Raw genomic sequence first — 15,977 nt, forward strand, 5'->3', positions numbered from 1 at the left:
GGCCGATGTGGCAGACGGCTCGGTTGCCGAGACGGGACGCTCGGTCGTCGGAGCAAAATGGCTGATAATACTAATGCGCCTTGCGCCGGTAGATCCAAAGCTGCGTCGGCGGAATGTTGCGGATGATGAAATCGAAATGCTTGACCGTGTAGTCGCCACGGCCGGGCGGGATCGGCGACAGCGGACCGTAGGTCAGCTGCACGATCGGCCGGCCGGCGGGGATGCGGTCGAGCAGGCTTTCGATATAGGCGATGCGCTGGGCGACAGGGAAGTTGAGCAGGGGCACGCCGGAGACGACCGAATCGAACACCATGTCTCGCTTGTCGCCGAGCGTCGCGTTGAGATTGAAGGCGTCGCCCTCGATGACGTTGACGCAGGGATAGAGCTGACGCAGATGGCGCACGAAATCGGTCGAGTATTCGACGGCGTAGAGATTTTCCGGCTTCACGCCCTGGGCCAGGATGGCACGCGTGATGACGCCCGTGCCGGGTCCGACCTCGAGCACCGGCAGGCCGGATCTCGGGTTGACGATCGAGGCCATCTTGCGGGCGGTGATGGAACTCGTGGGAACGATCGAGCCGACCGTCTTCGGCTTGTCGATCCAGCCCCTGAAGAACTTCAGCTCGTCGTCGAACTTCTCCGCCAGCGACTTGCGCAATCCGGGACCACGTGCCATGCGAGCTCTCCTCAACGCTCCCCGACCCGCTAATTAGCAGCTAGGTGGGACAAGGCAAGGCGTCAACCTGGCATAAGGTGTTGATGACGCTCGGGAAGCATCCCGGATGCATGCCGTTTCCAACTGTCACCGATCGCCGAACGACTCAAAAAAGTCCTTCATGCGGGCGAAGAAGCCGCTCGACTGGGGCGAATTGTCCTGCGAGGACAACTGCTCGAATTCTTCCAGCAGCTCGCGCTGGCGGCGCGACAGGTTCTGCGGCGTCTCGACCGCGGTCTGGATGTAGAGGTCGCCGACATTGGGCTGGCGCAGCACCGGCATGCCCTTGCCCTTCAGCCGGAACTGGCGGCCGTTCTGCGTGCCTTCCGGCACCTTCACCTTGGTCTGCGTGCCGTCCAGCGTCGTCACCTCGAACGAACCGCCAAGGGCAGCCGTCGTCATCGAGATCGGCACCTTGCAATAGAGATCGGCGCCGTCGCGCTGGAAAAATTCATGCGGCTTGACCGCGAGGAAGATGTAGAGGTCGCCAGACGGACCGCCGCGCAAGCCGGCCTCGCCCTCATTGGCAAGCCGGATGCGGGTGCCGTCCTCGATGCCGGCCGGGATGTTGACCGACAGCGAGCGCTCCTCGGTGACGCGGCCCTGTCCGGCGCATTTCGGGCACGGGTCCTTGATCGTCTGGCCGCGGCCCTGGCACTGCGGACAGGTGCGCTCGATCGAGAAGAAGCCCTGCGTTGCGCGCACCTTGCCGTGGCCGTTGCACATCGAGCAGGTCACCGGCTGGGTGCCCGGCTTGGCGCCGCTGCCCGAGCATTCCGAGCAGGAGATCGAGGCCGGCACGCGGATTTGCGCGGTCTTGCCGGAGAACGCCTCCTCCAGCGAGATTTCCATGTTGTAGCGCAGGTCCGCGCCGCGCTCGCGACCGCCCGACGAGCGCCGCTGGCGTCCGCCCATCATGTCGCCGAAAATATCCTCGAAGATGTCGGCGAAGCCGCCGGCGCCGAAGCCCTGCGCACCGCCATTCATCCCGCCATGTTCGAAGGCGGCGTGGCCGAAACGGTCATAGGCCGCGCGCTTCTGCGGGTCCTTCAGCGTCTCGTAGGCCTCGTTGATTTCCTTGAACTTGTGCTCGCAGGCGTGGTCGCCGGGATTGCGGTCGGGATGGAACTGCATGGCGAGCTTGCGGAAAGCGCTTTTGAGCTCCTTCTCGTCGGCGCCCTTTTGCACGCCCAGCGTCTCGTAGAAATCAGCTTTCATTTTTTCCCGCAGTCCGGATGCTCAACGTCTTGATGCACTGTTGCGTCGTTTGCCGGCACGTCGTTTCGATTTAGGTGCGATGGTGGCCGGATGCCAGCCTTGACGCGGGTTTGCCCGCGTTTTTTCGGCCGCGCCTAGCACTTTTTCAGCCAGGGTTGCAAAAAAGCCCGGCTTTGCGCCGGGCTTTTCGCTTTATCTGGCGTCAGACGGTTCAGGCCGACTTCTTCTTGTCGTCATCCTCGTCGATTTCCTCGAAGTCGGCATCGACCACGTCCGAGTCCTTGGCGGCGTCCGCCTTGGCGTCGGCCTCGGCCGCTTCCTTCTGCGAGGCTTCGTACATGGCCTGGCCAAGCTTCATCGAAGCTTCGGCGAGCGCCTGCGTCTTGGCCTCGATCTCGGCCGCGTCGTCACCCTCGGTGGCGGTCTTCAGCGCCGCGATCGCATCGGAAATCGCCGTGCGCTCGGTCTCGGAGACCTTGTCGCCATATTCCTTCAGCGACTTCTCCGACGAATGCACAAGCGCCTCGGCCTGGTTGCGGGCCTCGACCACGGCGCGGCGCTTCTTGTCGGCCTCGGCATTGGCCTCGGCATCCTTGACCATCTTCTCGATGTCGGTGTCCGAAAGACCGCCGGACGCCTGGATGCGGATCTGGTGCTCCTTGCCGGTGCCCTTGTCCTTGGCAGAGACGTTGACGATGCCGTTGGCGTCGATGTCGAAGGTGACCTCGATCTGCGGCACGCCGCGCGGCGCCGGCGGGATGCCGACCAGGTCGAACTGGCCGAGCATCTTGTTGTCGGCCGCCATCTCGCGCTCGCCCTGGAAGACGCGGATGGTCACCGCCGACTGACTATCCTCGGCGGTCGAGAACACCTGGCTCTTCTTGGTCGGGATCGTCGTGTTGCGCTCGATCAAGCGGGTGAACACGCCGCCCAGCGTCTCGATGCCGAGCGACAGCGGCGTCACGTCGAGCAGCAGCACGTCCTTGACGTCGCCCTGCAGCACGCCGGCCTGGATGGCGGCGCCGAGCGCCACGACCTCATCGGGGTTGACGCCCTTGTGCGGCTCCTTGCCGAAGAACTGCTTCACGATCTCCTGGATCTTGGGCATGCGGGTCATGCCGCCGACCAGGACGACCTCGTCGATCTCGCCGGCCTTCAGGCCGGCGTCCTTGAGCGCCGCCTTGCAGGGATCGATCGTGCGCTGGACGAGATCCTCGACCAGGCTCTCGAACTTCGCCCGGGTCAGCTTCAGCGTCAGGTGCTTCGGCCCGGTGGCGTCGGCGGTGATGAAGGGCAGGTTGATCTCGGTCTGCGTCGTCGACGACAGCTCGATCTTGGCCTTCTCGGCCGCCTCCTTCAGGCGCTGCAAGGCAAGCTTGTCGGCCTTCAGGTCGATGCCCTGTTCCTTCTTGAACTCGGCCGCCAGATACTCGACCAGGCGCATGTCGAAATCCTCGCCGCCGAGGAAGGTGTCGCCATTGGTCGACTTCACCTCGAAGACGCCGTCGCCGATCTCGAGCACGGAAATGTCGAAGGTGCCGCCGCCAAGGTCATAGACGGCGATGGTCTTGCCGTCCTTCTTGTCGAGGCCGTAGGCAAGGGCTGCCGCGGTCGGCTCGTTGATGATGCGCAGCACCTCGAGGCCGGCGATCTTGCCGGCGTCCTTGGTCGCCTGGCGCTGGGCGTCGTTGAAATAGGCCGGAACGGTGATGACCGCCTTCTCGACCTTCTCGCCGAGATAGGCTTCCGCCGTCTCCTTCATCTTCTGCAGGATCATGGCCGAGATCTGCGAGGGCGACTGCTTCTTGCCGCCGGCCTCGACCCAGGCATCGCCATTGTCGCCCTTGACGATCTTGTAGGGGACAAGCTTCTTGTCCTTCTCCGTCACCGGATCGTCATAGCGGCGGCCGATCAGGCGCTTGACCGCGAAGATGGTGTTTTCAGGATTGGTGACCGCCTGGCGCTTGGCCGGCTGGCCGACGAGGCGCTCGCCGTCGCCGCTGATGGCGACGATGGAAGGGGTCGTGCGCGCGCCTTCCGCATTCTCGATGACCTTCGGCTCCTTGCCATCCATGATGGCGATACAGGAGTTGGTCGTTCCCAGATCGATACCGATTACTTTTGCCATTGTTCTAGTCTCTCCGCTAAGCAGGCTCTCTGGACCCGTGAAGGCGTTCCGACGAAAGCCCCTGTTCACAAGAAATCCCGTTCCGGCAACCGGCTTTCCGGCGCCGAACGGCTTGGCGCGTATATAAGAACAGGCCGGACGGCGCGCAAGCATTCTGCGCAAGGCGTCCACTATCGCGGTCCACGGCAGGGAAAAGGCCTAAATCACGCGTACCGCAGCCGATTTGCCGCCGGACATGGCCAAACTTGCCGAATCCGAGGCGGGCAAAAACGTCGCAGCCGCCGCAATCAGCGCCCGAATGCCTCGACGCAGAGTGCCTGCAGCTTCGGGAAGATCGCCTTTCCACCGGCGATCACCTTCGTCCCCTGGCCGATGACGGTTGTCGGATCAGCCGTGAGGACCGTGCCGCCGGCTTCCTCGACCAGCAACATGCCGGCCAGGCAGTCCCAGGCGTTCATGTGTTCCTCGACATAGCCGAGCAGCCGGCCGGAGGCGGCATAGGCGAGCATCAGCGCGCCCGACGCGTTGCGGTAGAAGACGCCGCCTTCGGCCATGATGGCGCGGATGAGCACGGCGACATGCTCGGTGTTGGCCCGGTTCGACAGCCCGGTTCCGACCGAACCTTCCGTGAGGCTCGCGGCCTTGCTCGCCGTGATCGGCCTGCCGTTGACGAAGGCGCCGCCGCCGCGATGGCCGTGGAAGGTCTCGCCCGTCGAGGGCTCGTGGATGACGCCGACGACCGTCTCGCCGTTACTGGCGCAGGCGATCACCACGCACCAGGCCGGCATGCCGCGCACGAAATTGGCGGTGCCGTCGATCGGGTCGATCACCCAGACATGGCCGGTCGTGCCCGCCACCGCGGCATGTTCCTCGCCGACGATGCCGTCCTGCGGATAGGCGTCGGCGATCGCCGCGCGGATGAACAGCTCGACCTCGCGGTCGCCGTCCGAGACCAGGTCCTGATGACCCTTGCTCTCGATGGTCAGGTTTTCCAGGTTGCGGAAATATTTGAGCCCGAGCTCGCCGGCGCGCCGCGCGAGGTCGATGGCAAAGCGCGTTCGCGCGTCGAGGTCATTTGTCACAGGCGTGCTCGCGGTCGGGATGGGTGGTCCGCCATAGCAAAAGCCGTTGCCCGGCAAAAGCAGCAAAAGCGCCTTGTCGGTCTCAGGCCGCTTGCGACAGCGATTTGTGGACGTCGGCAAGGATCTCGAACGAGCGCACCCTGGCCGCATGGTCGAAGACTTGCGCCGTCACCATCAGCTCGTCGGCGCCGGTGCGCCGCACGAAGGCGTCGATGCCTTGCCGCACCGTTTCCGGCGACCCGACCACGGCGCAGGACAGCGCCTGGCCGAGCATGGTCTTCGCCATCGGGTCCAGCGTCTGCTCGTAGCCCTCGACCGGCGGCGGCAGCCGGCCGGGCCGGCCGGTGCGCAGATTGACGAAGGCCTGCTGCAGCGAGGTGAACAAAAGCCGCGCCTCGGCATCGGTCGGCGCGGCAAAGACGTTGAGGCCGAGCATGACATAGGGCCTGTCGAGCTCAGCCGACGGCTGGAAGCGCGAGCGGTAGACTTCCAGCGCATGGTCGAGCTCGGCCGGCGCGAAATGCGAGGCGAAGGCGTAAGGAAGGCCGAGCAGCGCGGCGAGTTGCGCGCCGTAAAGGCTGGAGCCGAGGATCCAGACCGGGACCTTCTGGCCTTCGCCGGGCACGGCGCGGATGCGCTGGCCTTCCTCGGCCGGCTGGAAATAGCCCATCAGCTCGACGACATCCTGCGGGAAATTATCGCTGGCTTCCAGATTGCGGCGCAGCGCCCGCGCAGTCGCCATGTCGGTGCCGGGCGCGCGGCCGAGCCCGAGGTCGATGCGGCCGGGAAATAGCGCCGCCAGCGTGCCGAACTGTTCGGCGATGACCAGCGGCGCATGGTTGGGCAGCATGATGCCGCCGGCGCCGACGCGGATCGTCCTGGTGCCGCCGGCGACATGGGCGATGACCACCGAAGTCGCGGCACTGGCGATGCCCGGCATGTTATGATGCTCGGCCAGCCAGTAACGCCGGTAGCCGAGGCGCTCGGCATGGCGGGCGAGGTCGAGCGAGTTCGCCAGCGAGCGCGAGGCATCGCTGCCTTCGGCGATCGGCGACAGGTCGAGTACGGACAGGGCGGTCATTTCTCAGCGCTCCACGATGTTCTTTTCCCGCACCTTGGCCGCGAAGGCGGGCCGGTCGGAGATGACGATGCCGAGCTGGTCTTCCAGCACACCGGCGAGCTCCGCCGCTGTCGCGATCTCCCGCTGCTCGGTACGGCCGCCGAGATGATGCGTCGACAGCCGGTTGTTGCGCAGCGCGTAGCGCCGGTCGGGCAGGGCGCGCGCCGCGATCACCGAGGACAGGAAATGCGAGCTCGGATGCGTCGACAGGAAGTGGTTGCTGACCGCATAGTCGACCGCGTAGGCCGGCTGCGTGTCGAAGCGATAGATGCTGCGCCAGTCGCCGCCGATCTGCGCCTGCAGGCGGAAATGATCCTCCGTCTCGACGAGGCGGAAGGGTTCATGCGGTGTCTGCTGCTCAGGTCCGGCTTCGAGCAGCAGCGGCGCCGTCAGCGTCAATCCGCCGAAACCGACATCGGCGAGATAGGTATGGCCGTCGAATTCCACCCTGAGCAGCATGTGGCTGCGCGCGGTGATGGCGTCGTCCGGCTGGCCCCACAGCACCCGCGCGGCGAGGCCGCTTACCTCGAAGCCGAGCGCCGTCAGCGCATGCATGAAGAGCAGATTGTGCTCGTAGCAATAGCCGCCGCGGCCACGCGTGAAGATCTTGTCCTGCAGCGAGGCGAGGTCGAGCTTGGGCGGATGGCCGAGGAACGGATCGAGATTCTCGAACGCGATCGCTTGCGGATGCTGCCGGTGCAGCGCCTTCAGCGTCGCCAGCGAGGCCTCGGTCGGGCCGCGATAGAAGATGCGGGCGAAATAGGCATCGAGGTCGAAGGAGGCGTCGGTCATGAAGGAGGTCCGGCTTTGACCGGCTCGATATAGGCACTCGCTCCGGGTCCGACAAACAGGCGCGGCGACAATTGTCGGGCCGAATCAGCTGCGGACCTTGCCGTTCTGCTCGGCCGTATCCTCTTCGACGACGAGGCTGTGCTGTGCCGCCAGGAAATTGCCGACATGGCTCAGCCCTTCGAAATGGTCGCAGAAGACCTTGACGACGACCAGCAGCGGCACCGCCATCAGCGCGCCGACAAAACCCCACAGCCACGACCAGAAGGCAATGGCGATGAAGATCGCCACCGCGTTGATCTCCAGCCGCCTGCCGACCACCAGCGGCGTCACGAACTGGCCCTCGACGATGTCGCACAGCAGCACGAAGGCCGGCGCCAGCAGCGCAAAGGAGATCGAGTCGAAGCTGATCAGCGCGATGACGGTGACAAGTATGATCGTCATCAACGCGCCGACATAGGGCAGGAAATTGAGCAAGGCGGCGGCCGCGCCCCAGACCATTGGGTTGGGCATTCCGAGCCCCCACAGGCCAAGGCCAATCACCGTGCCGAGGCCTGCATTGATGATGGTGACGGTGAGCAGGTAATGCGAAATCTCGCGCTCGACGTCGTAGACGACGCGCAGCGCCCGCTTCTTCTCGCTGAGGCTGGCGAAGGACTGGATGATCTTCTCGTAGAACATCGTGCCGGAGGCGAGCAGGAACAGCGACAGCACGAAGACGATGGTGATGCCGGTGCCCGCCGACAGGATGTTGCCGGCGGCGGAAGACAACATGCCGGACTGCGCCACCGCGACCTTCTGCACGTCGGGCTCCTGTGACGTCTGGGTCAGGCCTTCCAGCTGGTGCGAGATCTGCATGATCTTCTCGAACGGCTGCCTGAGTTGGGCCAGGCGCTCGGTGAGCTGCATGCCGATCGTGGACGCGTTGTTGATGAGCTCGATGACCGGGCCGCTGAGCAGATAGCCGGCGCCGGCGACGAAGATCAGCGACAGCAGCACCAGGAGCGTCGCCGACAGCGCGTCGGGCACGCCGTGCTGGCGCAGGAAGCGCACGATCGGCGTCAGCGTCAGCGCCAGCAGGAAGGCTAGGATCACCGGCATGAAGAAGGCGCGGCCGAAGTAGAGCGCATAGACCGCCATCAGGATGAAGATGCCGATGAGCAGCGACCGTATCAAATGCGTATCCGCGCGTATGTCTTCGCGCGGATCAGGCGTCCCGGTGGCGCCGGTGCCCGAAGCGGTCGGTTCGGCCTTCATCGTTTCCCTCGGGCACGCCGCAAATGATGATGCGGCTTCTCGCGAAAACGTGCTTCCGACGGCAAAGTTCCGTTAGCCGGCAATGACTTCGGCCGGACAGGAAATGCGCCGACGGCGAAGATGAAGCCGCGGCTTCGGCGCTGGAACGCGTCCGGCCGGCCGTCAGGCGACGGGTTCGGCTGGTGCTGCCTTCGCCGTTTCCTTGCGCACGATGGGCGCCACCCTGGTGCCGTAGAGCTCGATCGCCTTCATGACCTTGGCGTGCGGCGTGGTGCCGATCGCCATCTGCAGCAGGAAGCGGTCATTGTCGAAGATCCTGTGCTGGGCGACGATCTTCTCCGCCACCTGTTCGGGATTGCCGACGAACAAGGCGCCGTTCGGGCCGCGCGACTGGTCGAAATGCGCCCGCGAGGTCGGCCCCCAGCCGCGCTCGCGGCCGATGCGGTTCATCACCTCGGCCTGCGGCGTGTAGAAATCGTCCGCAGCCTTCTCGGTGGTCTCGGCGATGAAGCCGTGCACGTTGAGGCTGGTGGCGAGGCTTGCCGGATCGGTTCCGGCCCGTCTGGCGGCCTGGCGATAGACCTCGAACAGCGGCGCGAAGCGCGCCGGCTCGCCGCCGATGATGGCGAGCGCCAGCGGCAGGCCGAGCGCGCCGGCACGGGCCGCGGACTGCGGCGTCCCGCCAATGGCGATCCAGACCGGCAGTTTCTCCTGGAGCGGGCGCGGATAGACGCCACGGCCGTTGATCGGCGCGCGCAGGCGTCCTTGCCACGTCACCTTGACCTGATCGCGGATGGCAAGCAGCAGGTCGAGCTTCTCGGCGAACAGCTCGTCATAGTCTTCCAGATTGAAGCCGAACAGCGGGAAGGATTCGATGAAGGAGCCGCGCCCGGCCATGATCTCCGCGCGGCCGCCGGAAAGCAGGTCGAGCGTCGCGAACTGCTGGAAGACGCGCACCGGATCGTCGGAGGAGAGCACGGTGACCGCGCTGGTCAGCTTGATGCGCCTGGTGCGCTCGGCCGCCGCGGCCAGCGCCACGACCGGCGCGGAGGCGGCATAGTCGGGGCGGTGATGCTCGCCCAGCCCGAACACGTCGAGGCCGACCTGGTCGGCCAGCTCGATCTCCTCGATCAGATTGCGCAGCCGCTCATGCGGGCCGATGGCGCCCGGCCCGGGCTCGGGGCTGACGTCAGCGAAAGTGTAGAGACCGAGTTCCATGCCGTGCCATCCTGATGCCTTGTTTCGATGTTTGTGCGTCGCGCTGGAGATAGCGATCCGCCCGCCGCGCCGCCAGAGGCGCGGACTGTGAACACTGCATGTCGGTTTTCGCGCAGGACTGTGACGTCTCCCAGTTGCAACAGCCCAGAATTTCATAGCTGGCATACCGTTTTGGCGCTTGAACTATCGGTTTTCGCGCGTATGTAAGCGTCGCGAATTGACTTCAGGGAAGTGGACTTGGCTATCTACAGGGAAAAAGACATTTTCGAGCGGCGCAATGCCGCGAACGAGGCAAAGAAGGCGCTTCTGGAGCGCTTCAAGTCAAAGCCGGCCGCGGATGATCCCGCGGTGCTGGCGCGACAGGCCGAACGCAAGGCGATCCTCGAGGCGCGCGCGATACGCGAAGCCGAAAAGGCCAGGCTGAAGCAGGAAAAGCTGGCCCGCGAAGCGGCTGAGAAGGCCGAGCGCGAGGCAGCTGCCGAAGCGGCGCGCATTGCCGCCGAAGAGGCGGCTGCGGCGGAGGCCAAGATCCGCGAAGCCGAAGAGAACGATCGCATTTCGCGCGTGCTCGCCGACGAGGCCGAACGCAAGGCCAAGCGCGATGCGCGCTATGCCGCGCGCAAGGCGCGTGTCGGCCGGACGCCTCCGGGTTTCTCGGCCCGCTAACAGCGGTTTCGTTCGAAGAACAGGTTCAGGGTCGCCAGGGGCGGCCCCGAACGCGTTTGTCTCGCAGCAAACATCAGGCCACCAGCTTCAGGCCGACGATGCCGCAGACGATGAGGCCGATGCAGGCAAGCCGAACCACGGTCGCCGGCTCGCCGAGCAGCCAGATGCCGAGGAGCGCGGTGCCGACGGTGCCGATGCCGGTCCACACCGCATAGGCGGTGCCGACGGGTAGGTCCTTCAGCGCCAGGCCGAGCAGGCCGAGGCTGACGATCATCGAGGCGACGGTCAGCACCGTCGGCACCAGCTTCGAGAAGCCGTCAGTGTATTTCAGGCCGATCGCCCAGCCGATCTCGAACAGGCCGGCGAAAAACAGATAAATCCACGACATCGGCAACGCTCCATTCGCTGCGTGCCCTCACGGCGCACGATCTTGCGAAACCGGCGCGCGGAGCAGCACTTTCAAGCACGGGTCGTCCCGGCCGGGTTTTGGGAGAAGCGAGGTCGTCCTCGCCACGCTGATATCGGCGGTCCTCGGCCCCAATCAACAAAACACCGGCAGCATGGGTCCATGCCGCCGGTTGAAAATCCGCACCAGGACGGATCAGCCGAGGCCTATTTGTCCTTGAGCCGCGTCGCCTTGACCGGCGGCGCCTTGAGGGCCGGGGCCGCGGCGGGCTTCTTCGCGTCCTTCTTCGGCTTACGGGCTTCCTTGCCCGCCTTCATCGCACCTTTAGCCATGATTCGTTCCTCCGATTGTGGGCAACGAAGTGAAACAAGAGAAAAGCCGGACTGCAAGAGGACATTGTCGGACGCGCGCGGCGGCCTGGCCGCTGTCAACCGGTTTTCGCCGGCGAATCGCCTGAGGAGCTCCGACGGCCGGATCGTTATTGCGCGTCATGACGAAACGGATTCGGGCGTCGCGCTTTAAGTCTTTGTCTTGATGCGTTCCCCCAAAACCGCGGCGCGATTTTGGACGACATGCATTAAGCTCAAGGCGTCAACCGGGACAGCGCGGCATGGCAGGGCATGGCGGATCGAAAAAGGTCATCTACGCGGCGCTTGCCGGCAATCTGGCGATCGCGTTGACCAAATTCGCCGCCGCGGCCTTCACCGGCAGTTCGGCGATGCTTTCGGAGGGCGTGCATTCGCTGGTCGACACCGGCAATGGCGGCCTGCTGCTCTACGGCATGCATCGCGCCGCCCGCCCGCCCGACCGCAGCCATCCGCTCGGCCATGGCCGTGAGCTCTATTTCTGGAGCTTCATCGTCGCCCTCCTCGTCTTCGCGCTTGGCGCCGGCGTGTCGTTCTACGAAGGCGTGGTGCACATCATGGCGCCGGAGCCGGTCGCCAATGTCAGGGTCAACTATGTCGTGCTCGGCCTCTCCTTCCTGTTCGAGGGCAGTTCCTGGTATGTGGCGCTGACGGCATTCCGCCGCGAGAAGGGCGGACTGGGCTGGTTCGAGGCGGTGCGGCTCAGCAAGGATCCGAGCGTCTATACGGTGCTGTTCGAGGACAGCGCGGCGCTGCTCGGCCTGATCGTCGCCTTTGCCGGCATATTGGCGGCGGAAGTCTTTGCCATGCCCGAGCTCGACGGCGCCGCCTCGATCGGCATCGCGCTGATCCTCGGTTCGACCGCGATCTTCCTGGCGCGCGAAAGCAAGGGCCTGCTCATCGGCGAGCCGGCATCGCCGGAGGTGCAGAAGAAGGTGCTTGCCATCGTGCAGCGGGATCCGGCGGTGCAGCGGGCGAACGGCGTTCTCACCGTCCACATGGGACCGCAAGAGATCGTCGCCGGTCTGAGCGTCGAGTTCGAAGACCATCTGACGGCGCCCGAGATCGAGGCCTGCGTAGAGCGGCTGGAAGCGCGGCTGAAAACCGAGATGCCGGAGATCACCCGGCTGTTCGTCAAGCCACAAACCACCGGCACCTGGGAGCGCCGCCGCAAGCTGATCGACGCTGCCTCCGATCCGGCTTTGGACTAGCGCTGCGCTGTTGCCTCGCGGCCTTGTCCCGCTAAGATCGTCGCGAATTCTGGAGGAGATACCGATGAGGATTGACGGCGGGTGCCATTGCGGCGCCATCACCTATGAGGCCGAGGTCGACCCGGAAAAGACCTCGATCTGCCACTGCACGGACTGCCAGCAATTGACCGGCACAGCCTTCCGCGTGACGGTTCCAGCCCCGGAAAGCAACTACCGGATCACCAGCGGGTCGCCGAAGGTCTACATCAAGACCGGATCCTCTGGCGCCAAGCGCGCGCAGGGCTTTTGCGGCGACTGCGGCTCCCATCTCTACGCGACCTCGGTCGGCGATGGGCCGAAGATTTATGGCATCAGGGCCGGTACGTCGCGTCAGCGCGAGGAACTGGTTCCGAGAAAGCAGGTTTGGCACCGCTCCGCATTGCAATGGTTGCCGGAATTCCACGATATGACGACCATCGAGGAACAGTAGAGCCGGTTCAGTCGCCGTCCTCGACAACCCGCAGCCTGAGCTGGCCGGTCTTGGAATCGGCCACCCGCGTCCCAGCTTCAGCCTTGCGCGGCGCCTCGGCTTCGCCTTCGCCGAACTCCAGCGCCTCGATCTTCTGGCCACGCTTGGTCACTTTCGACGTCGAGACCAGGATGTCGTCGATGTCTTTCGCCGACTGGGTAAAATGCGTCTGCAGCCGGCGTACCCGCTCGTCGACACGCCCGACATCCTCCATCAGCCGGATCACCTCGCCCTGGATCAGATGCGCCTGCTCGCGCATGCGGGCGTCCTTCAGGATCGCCTGGATGACCTGGATCGACAGCATCAACAGCGACGGCGAGACGATGACGACGCGGGCCCGGTGCGCCTTCTGCACCACCGCCTCGAAATTCTCGTGGATCTCTGCGAACACCGATTCCGACGGAACGAACATGAAGGCGGTGTCCTGCGTCTCGCCCTGGAGCAGGTATTTGTCGGCGATATCGCGGATATGCACCTCGATATCGCGCCGGAAGGCCTGCGCCGCGGCCTTCTGCATCTCCGCGCCTTCGGCGGCGCGGATCGCGTTCCAGGCTTCGAGCGGAAATTTGGCATCGACGGCGAGCGAGGGCGCGCCGTTCGGCATCCGTACCAGGCAGTCGGGCCGGCTGCCGTTCGACAGGGTCGCCTGGAATTCGTAGGCGCCATGCGGCAGGCCGTCGGCGACGATCGCCTCCATGCGCGACTGGCCGAAGGCGCCGCGCGTCTGCTTGTTGGAGAGGATCGCCTGCAACTGCACGACCTGGCCGGCCAGAGACTGGATGTTGCCTTGCGCCGTGTCGATCACCGCCAGTCGTTCCTGCAGTTTGGCCAGGCTCTCATGCGTCGATTTGGTTTGCTCGGTCATGGTCTGGCCGATGCGGCCGGTCATGGCGTCGAGACGCTGGCCGATCGACTGGGTGAGCTCGGCCTGCCGCGCCCCGAACACTTCGGCAATTGCGCCCATGCGGCCCTGCATCTCGGCCTGCGCCTGCAAGATGCCGGCCATCCGCGCCTCGGCGTCGCGGGCATGGTCGGCGGCTTCCGCGGCGGCGATCGTCCGCGCCCTGGCCGAGCGCCACAGCGCGATGACCAGCGCAAGGAAGAGGCCGAGAAAAAGGACGGCGCCGAAGGCCAGCATATGGCCGAGCGTGATCGTGCTGGCGCCCAGCCGGGCCACGGGGTCGGAAAGGATGGAGCTCAGGTCGTTCATGCGGGCAGCATAGATGATTCGGCTCTCCGGCACAGATCAAAACGTGAACAGGTCGAAAGCGCCCCGGTTGACGCTTTTCGCACGACGTCTTAGGTGAGACGCCATGTCGATCAAGCCGCTCATCATCCTTCCCGATCCCGTCCTGCGCCAGCTGTCCAAACCGGTCGAGCGCGTCGATGCGCCCTTGCGCAAACTGGCCGGCGACATGCTGGACACCATGTATGACGCCCCCGGCATCGGCCTGGCGGCGATCCAGATCGGCGAGCCGCTGCGCATGCTGGTCATCGACCTTGCCAAGGAGGACGAGACGCCGGCGCCGCATGTCTTCATCAATCCGGAAATCCTCGAAAGCTCCGACCAGCGCTCGGTCTATGAGGAAGGCTGCCTGTCGATCCCGGACTATTACGCAGAGGTCGAGCGTCCCGCCGCGGTGCGGGTCAAGTATCTCGACCGCGATGGCAAGCTGCAGGAGATGCAGGCCGAAGGGCTGATGGCGACCTGCCTGCAGCACGAGATCGACCATCTCAACGGCGTGCTGTTCATCGACCACATCTCCAAGCTGAAGCGCGACATGGTGGTGAAGAAGTTCAAGAAGCTCGCCAAGGACAAGGCGCCGGGCAAGCTGGTGGGCTAGGGGTCATGCCCCTTCGCGTCATCTTCATGGGCACGCCGGAGTTTTCCGTGCCGACGCTGCGCGCGATTGCCGAAGCCGGCCATGAAATCGTCGCCGTCTACACGCAGCCGCCGCGTGCCGCCGGCCGGCGCGGGCTGGAGCTGACGCCGTCGCCCGTGCAGCGCGAGGCGGAGCGGCTGGGCGTCGAGGTCCGCACCCCGACATCGCTCAAGGGCGAGGCCGAGCAGCAGGCATTCGCCGCGCTGCGTGCCGATGTCGCCGTGGTCGTCGCCTATGGGCTTTTGCTGCCAAAGGCCGTTCTCGAGGCGGCCAGGCTCGGTTGCCTGAACGGCCATGCCTCGCTTCTGCCGCGCTGGCGCGGTGCCGCTCCCATCCAGCGCGCCATCATGGCCGGCGATGCCGAAACCGGCATGATGGTGATGCGCATGGAGGAAGGTTTGGACACCGGTCCGGTGGCATTGGTTGAAAAATGCGCCATCGAACCCGATATGACCGCCGGCGAACTGCATGACCGTCTGATGGCTCAAGGCGCTTCGCTGATGGTGGAAGCGCTCGCGCAGTTGGGGATAAATTGTCTGACATTTGCCCAACAGGCGACTGTGGGGGTGACCTACGCCCGAAAGATCGATAAATCGGAGACACGCGTAGACTGGACGCGGCCTGCCGGCGAAGTCCACAATCACATTCGCGGCCTCTCGCCCTTTCCGGGCGCGTGGTGCGAGGTCGACATTGGCGGCCGCATGGAGCGGCTGAAACTGCTTCGCTCGACGCTCTCGGATGGCGTCGGCGAGTCGGGAGGAATTCTCGATGACCGGCTGACGGTCGCCTGCGGGTCAGGCGCGGTCCGGCTGGTCGAAGTTCAACGGGCGGGCGGAAAGCCCGCCGCCGCGCAGGAGTTCTTGCGCGGGGCCAAGATCGAAAAAGGAACGAAACTCTCATGAGCATGATGTCGATACGCGCGGCGACGCCGCGGGATCGCGAGGCGATCCGCCTCGTCGAAGAGCATGCCTTCGGCCAGCAGGCGGAGGCCGGACTGGTCGACGCGCTGGTCACCGGCGGCGATGCCGTCGTCGAACTGGTGGCGGAAGAGGACGGCCAGGTGGTCGGCCATATCCTGTTCTCCCGGCTTTTCGTCCAGAAGGGCGCCAAGCAGTTCGCGGCCGTGGCGCTGGCGCCGCTGGCGGTCGAGCCGTCCTTCCACGGCACCGGCATCGGCGGCGCCCTGATCCGCGAGGCGCATGTCCGCCTCAAGGAAGCCGGAGAGACGCTTGCCGTGGTGCTCGGCGATCCGTCTTATTACGGTCGCTTCGGCTACACCCATGCCCGCGCCGAGAAATTCGAGAGCGAGTACCAGGGCGAGGCGCTGCAGGCGCTGGCCTGGGGCGATGCTCCCGAGGCCGGCAAGCTGGTCTACGCTTCGGCCTTCACCGCGCTTGCCGCCTAGGCGGCA

Annotated in this window: 17 protein-coding genes; 6 read left to right on the forward strand and 11 right to left on the reverse strand. The window is 65.2% G+C overall.

What is annotated here, in order from left to right; genetic code table 11:
- Positions 1 to 70: 70 nt before the first annotated feature.
- The 8 genes from pmtA to EN786_RS25555 form a co-directional block, all read right to left on the reverse strand.
- Positions 71 to 676, reverse strand: coding sequence for a phospholipid N-methyltransferase PmtA (pmtA, locus tag EN786_RS25520; protein ID WP_127309294.1), 606 nt, complete (start codon positions 674 to 676; stop codon positions 71 to 73).
- Between the two features lie 126 nt (positions 677 to 802).
- Complete coding sequence (dnaJ, locus tag EN786_RS25525; protein WP_127309295.1) at positions 803 to 1,933, reverse strand: molecular chaperone DnaJ; 1,131 nt, start codon at positions 1,931 to 1,933, stop codon at positions 803 to 805.
- Positions 1,934 to 2,144: 211 nt separating this feature from the next.
- On the reverse strand, positions 2,145 to 4,061 hold the full coding sequence (gene dnaK / locus EN786_RS25530) for a molecular chaperone DnaK (RefSeq protein WP_127285100.1): 1,917 nt from the start codon (positions 4,059 to 4,061) through the stop codon (positions 2,145 to 2,147).
- Between the two features lie 287 nt (positions 4,062 to 4,348).
- Complete coding sequence (locus EN786_RS25535) at positions 4,349 to 5,143, reverse strand: inositol monophosphatase family protein (RefSeq protein ID WP_127309296.1); 795 nt, start codon at positions 5,141 to 5,143, stop codon at positions 4,349 to 4,351.
- 82 nt (positions 5,144 to 5,225) lie between these two features.
- Positions 5,226 to 6,224, reverse strand: a complete 999-nt coding sequence (locus EN786_RS25540) for an LLM class flavin-dependent oxidoreductase (protein ID WP_127309297.1) — start codon at positions 6,222 to 6,224, stop codon at positions 5,226 to 5,228.
- Between the two features lie 3 nt (positions 6,225 to 6,227).
- Positions 6,228 to 7,055 carry an arylamine N-acetyltransferase gene (locus EN786_RS25545; protein ID WP_127309298.1) on the reverse strand — a complete coding sequence of 276 codons (828 nt, stop codon included), beginning with the start codon at positions 7,053 to 7,055 and terminating at the stop codon, positions 6,228 to 6,230.
- A gap of 84 nt (positions 7,056 to 7,139) precedes the next feature.
- On the reverse strand, positions 7,140 to 8,309 hold the full coding sequence (locus tag EN786_RS25550) for an AI-2E family transporter (protein ID WP_127309299.1): 1,170 nt from the start codon (positions 8,307 to 8,309) through the stop codon (positions 7,140 to 7,142).
- A 162-nt stretch (positions 8,310 to 8,471) separates the two neighbouring features.
- Positions 8,472 to 9,527 (reverse strand): LLM class flavin-dependent oxidoreductase, encoded by a 1,056-nt coding sequence (locus EN786_RS25555; protein WP_127309300.1) that lies wholly within the window; start codon positions 9,525 to 9,527, stop codon positions 8,472 to 8,474.
- 237 nt (positions 9,528 to 9,764) lie between these two features.
- Between EN786_RS25555 and EN786_RS25560 the strand changes: the two genes are divergently transcribed.
- Positions 9,765 to 10,193, forward strand: a complete 429-nt coding sequence (locus EN786_RS25560; protein WP_127284673.1) for a DUF6481 family protein — start codon at positions 9,765 to 9,767, stop codon at positions 10,191 to 10,193.
- A 73-nt stretch (positions 10,194 to 10,266) separates the two neighbouring features.
- Here EN786_RS25560 and sugE read toward each other — a convergent pair whose 3' ends face one another.
- Both sugE and EN786_RS39325 read right to left on the reverse strand, forming a co-directional pair.
- Complete coding sequence (gene sugE / locus EN786_RS25565) at positions 10,267 to 10,581, reverse strand: quaternary ammonium compound efflux SMR transporter SugE (RefSeq protein ID WP_127284672.1); 315 nt, start codon at positions 10,579 to 10,581, stop codon at positions 10,267 to 10,269.
- Positions 10,582 to 10,805: 224 nt separating this feature from the next.
- On the reverse strand, positions 10,806 to 10,931 hold the full coding sequence (locus tag EN786_RS39325) for a hypothetical protein (protein WP_126059281.1): 126 nt from the start codon (positions 10,929 to 10,931) through the stop codon (positions 10,806 to 10,808).
- A gap of 278 nt (positions 10,932 to 11,209) precedes the next feature.
- Here EN786_RS39325 and EN786_RS25575 point away from each other — a divergent pair, with 278 nt between their 5' ends.
- Positions 11,210 to 12,175 (forward strand): cation diffusion facilitator family transporter, encoded by a 966-nt coding sequence (locus tag EN786_RS25575; protein ID WP_127309301.1) that lies wholly within the window; start codon positions 11,210 to 11,212, stop codon positions 12,173 to 12,175.
- 64 nt (positions 12,176 to 12,239) lie between these two features.
- Entirely contained in the window at positions 12,240 to 12,644 is a 405-nt protein-coding gene (locus EN786_RS25580) for a GFA family protein (RefSeq protein ID WP_127309302.1), read from the forward strand.
- Positions 12,645 to 12,651: 7 nt separating this feature from the next.
- Here the strand turns inward: EN786_RS25580 and EN786_RS25585 are convergent, their stop codons facing one another.
- The gene (locus EN786_RS25585) at positions 12,652 to 13,893 is read right to left on the reverse strand and encodes a DNA recombination protein RmuC (RefSeq protein WP_127309303.1); all 1,242 of its coding nucleotides are present in this window, start codon (positions 13,891 to 13,893) and stop codon (positions 12,652 to 12,654) included.
- A 103-nt stretch (positions 13,894 to 13,996) separates the two neighbouring features.
- On the opposite strand from EN786_RS25585, the gene def reads away from it, so the two are divergent.
- The 3 genes from def to EN786_RS25600 are packed head-to-tail and all read left to right on the forward strand — an operon-like array spanning position 13,997 to position 15,971.
- Positions 13,997 to 14,527: a peptide deformylase gene (def, locus tag EN786_RS25590; protein WP_127284668.1), complete on the forward strand. Its 531-nt coding sequence runs from the start codon at positions 13,997 to 13,999 to the stop codon at positions 14,525 to 14,527.
- A 5-nt stretch (positions 14,528 to 14,532) separates the two neighbouring features.
- Positions 14,533 to 15,468, forward strand: a complete 936-nt coding sequence (gene fmt, locus EN786_RS25595) for a methionyl-tRNA formyltransferase (RefSeq protein WP_127309304.1) — start codon at positions 14,533 to 14,535, stop codon at positions 15,466 to 15,468.
- Entirely contained in the window at positions 15,465 to 15,971 is a 507-nt protein-coding gene (locus tag EN786_RS25600; protein ID WP_127309305.1) for an N-acetyltransferase, read from the forward strand. Before fmt ends, EN786_RS25600 begins: the two co-directional genes overlap by 4 nt.
- The last annotated feature ends 6 nt before the right edge of the window (positions 15,972 to 15,977 follow it).

This window comes from Mesorhizobium sp. M4B.F.Ca.ET.143.01.1.1, assembly GCF_004792275.1.
GTDB classification, from domain to species: domain Bacteria; phylum Pseudomonadota; class Alphaproteobacteria; order Rhizobiales; family Rhizobiaceae; genus Mesorhizobium; species Mesorhizobium abyssinicae.

What these genes read in the sequence shown, in the direction of transcription:
- EN786_RS25575 (WP_127309301.1), top strand. Translation starts at nt 11,210, where the DNA reads ATGGCAGGGCATGGCGGATCGAAAAAGGTCATCTACGCGGCGCTTGCC.
- EN786_RS25600 (WP_127309305.1), top strand. Translation starts at nt 15,465, where the DNA reads ATGAGCATGATGTCGATACGCGCGGCGACGCCGCGGGATCGCGAGGCG.
- dnaJ (WP_127309295.1), bottom strand. Translation starts at nt 1,933, where the DNA reads ATGAAAGCTGATTTCTACGAGACGCTGGGCGTGCAAAAGGGCGCCGAC.
- sugE (WP_127284672.1), bottom strand. Translation starts at nt 10,581, where the DNA reads ATGTCGTGGATTTATCTGTTTTTCGCCGGCCTGTTCGAGATCGGCTGG.
- EN786_RS25540 (WP_127309297.1), bottom strand. Translation starts at nt 6,224, where the DNA reads ATGACCGCCCTGTCCGTACTCGACCTGTCGCCGATCGCCGAAGGCAGC.
- dnaK (WP_127285100.1), bottom strand. Translation starts at nt 4,061, where the DNA reads ATGGCAAAAGTAATCGGTATCGATCTGGGAACGACCAACTCCTGTATC.
- EN786_RS39325 (WP_126059281.1), bottom strand. Translation starts at nt 10,931, where the DNA reads ATGGCTAAAGGTGCGATGAAGGCGGGCAAGGAAGCCCGTAAGCCGAAG.
- EN786_RS25545 (WP_127309298.1), bottom strand. Translation starts at nt 7,055, where the DNA reads ATGACCGACGCCTCCTTCGACCTCGATGCCTATTTCGCCCGCATCTTC.
- EN786_RS25580 (WP_127309302.1), top strand. Translation starts at nt 12,240, where the DNA reads ATGAGGATTGACGGCGGGTGCCATTGCGGCGCCATCACCTATGAGGCC.
- pmtA (WP_127309294.1), bottom strand. Translation starts at nt 676, where the DNA reads ATGGCACGTGGTCCCGGATTGCGCAAGTCGCTGGCGGAGAAGTTCGAC.
- fmt (WP_127309304.1), top strand. Translation starts at nt 14,533, where the DNA reads ATGCCCCTTCGCGTCATCTTCATGGGCACGCCGGAGTTTTCCGTGCCG.
- EN786_RS25585 (WP_127309303.1), bottom strand. Translation starts at nt 13,893, where the DNA reads ATGAACGACCTGAGCTCCATCCTTTCCGACCCCGTGGCCCGGCTGGGC.
- EN786_RS25550 (WP_127309299.1), bottom strand. Translation starts at nt 8,309, where the DNA reads ATGAAGGCCGAACCGACCGCTTCGGGCACCGGCGCCACCGGGACGCCT.
- def (WP_127284668.1), top strand. Translation starts at nt 13,997, where the DNA reads ATGTCGATCAAGCCGCTCATCATCCTTCCCGATCCCGTCCTGCGCCAG.
- EN786_RS25555 (WP_127309300.1), bottom strand. Translation starts at nt 9,527, where the DNA reads ATGGAACTCGGTCTCTACACTTTCGCTGACGTCAGCCCCGAGCCCGGG.